Source organism: Neptunicoccus sediminis, from assembly GCF_001719615.1.
In the GTDB taxonomy this organism is placed as follows: domain Bacteria; phylum Pseudomonadota; class Alphaproteobacteria; order Rhodobacterales; family Rhodobacteraceae; genus Amylibacter; species Amylibacter sediminis.
Map to the genome: position 1 here is coordinate 1 of NZ_MDVX01000035.1, position 1,735 is coordinate 1,735.

General features: G+C 61.0%; 2 protein-coding genes and 1 pseudogene. All 3 read left to right on the forward strand.

Features of this window, described 5'->3' with window-relative positions; genetic code table 11:
- Positions 1-205 (forward strand): copper chaperone PCu(A)C (locus tag BFV97_RS17215; protein ID WP_083225710.1); only part of this gene is annotated, 205 nt, incomplete at its 5' end.
- Between the two features lie 8 nt (positions 206-213).
- Entirely contained in the window at positions 214-837 is a 624-nt protein-coding gene (locus BFV97_RS17220) for an SCO family protein (RefSeq protein WP_069301624.1), read from the forward strand.
- A gap of 176 nt (positions 838-1,013) precedes the next feature.
- A pseudogene (locus BFV97_RS17225) lies at positions 1,014-1,735 on the forward strand (M23 family metallopeptidase); the annotation flags it as partial.

Consider the following 1,735-nt stretch of genomic DNA (forward strand, 5'->3'; position numbering starts at 1 on the left):
CATGGCTCCGGCGGACGATATCGTGATCCCGCCCGGGGGTATGTTCGCCCTTGAACCCGGCGGATATCACGCCATGCTGATGCAACTGCAATCTCCGCTCGTCGAGGGGGAGACCTTTCCGCTGACCCTGCTCTTTTCCGATGGAACAGAGCTTGAAATCACCGTCCCGGTCCTTGGCATCGGCGCACGCGGCCCCGAAGGCTGATCCGGCTGATGATGAGGGTGGCCAAAATCGCAGCGATCGGAGCGGCGGCGGTCTTTGCCGCCCTGTTTGTCGGCTGGTGGCAGGTAGATGGGCCTGGCGCTGACTCCGCGCGGGGCAAGCGGTCTCTACCGCTGACTGCTATGGAATTCAGCCTGACGGATCAGGATGGTCGGGATGTCGGCCCGGAAACCCTCATCGGCGAGCCGAGTCTGGTCTTCTTCGGATTCACCTATTGCGCCGACGTTTGCCCGACGACCCTCTCGGACATTTCCGGATGGCTCGACGAGATTGGGCCGGACGCCGAAGACCTGAATACCGTTTTCATCACAGTAGATCCGGACCGCGACACGGTCGAGACCATGGCCGAGTATGTCTCGTATTTCCATCCGCAGATACAAGGATGGACGGGCTTGCCAGACCAGATCGCGGCCATCGCCGATGGTTTCCGTGCCACCTATGAGAAGGTTGAGGGGGAAAACGGCGAATATACGATGAACCACACGGCGGGTGTTTTCCTGTTCGATGCGACAGGTCGCTTCGTCACCACCATCGACTATCACGAACCACGCGAATTCGCCGTGCCGAAGATAAGGCGCGCGATGCAGAACAGAACCGAGAGGGCAGAATCTTGAAACTGAGACATATCGTTCTGGGAACGACAATGGCCGCGGCAGCGGTCAGCACGATAGCGAGCCGGGCTTTGATCCTAGAGGCGCCGCCCGAGTACATCTTTTCCGAGGCTCCGGTAGCCTTGGACAGTCCACCCGAACCTCTCGATGGACCAGGCGTCAACGCATCTGGCGAGACGATGCCGAATATTCTTCCGGCCGCTTTTCAGCCGCCTGAGTTTCCCGCACTCGAACGGGCCGAGCCAGATAATCTGATGGCGCTTGTTCAGGCCCTCGCCATGCCGCCTTGGGAGGCGACGGTCGAGGCGGGTGACACATTGGACGTGCTTCTCTCTCTCGCGGACATGGATGCGCAAACACGGGCCGAAGTCGCACTGGCACTGGCGGTTGAATACGACCTGCGCCGCCTTCGACCGGGCCATCGTCTCAGCGTCGACTTTCGCCCGGACGGCACGCCATCCGTTGTGACGTTGGCTGTCGATGACGGTGTGCGGATCGAAGTCACCCTGGACGACACCATTGCGAGTCGGACGGTAACGCCGAGCGCGTTGACAGTCGAGCGTGCGAGCCAGCTGCTGGTAAACGGGTCGATCTACGCTTCGCTGGATCGAGCAGGCGTCCCGGCCCGTTTTGCCGTCGATCTCGCCCAAATCCTCGGGGAAACGGTCGACTTTCGCAGGGATCTTCAAGGCGGAGAGACCCTGAATATCCTTTGGGGTCAGACCGTCCTTCCCGATGGTTCAAGGGTCGGTCAACCGTCAATCTCCTATGCGGCCCTCGATCTGGCCGACGACCGCTTCGAAATCCTCTGGTCAGCCGAAGACAGCGGGCGGGCAACGGTCTATTTGAATGGTGAAATCCTGCGGACGGTCGCGCCGCCGGTGGAAGGCGCACGACTGTC

Bases quoted from the DNA above. Each gene is read 5' to 3' on its own strand.
- BFV97_RS17220 (WP_069301624.1), top strand. From the start codon at position 214: ATGATGAGGGTGGCCAAAATCGCAGCGATCGGAGCGGCGGCGGTCTTT.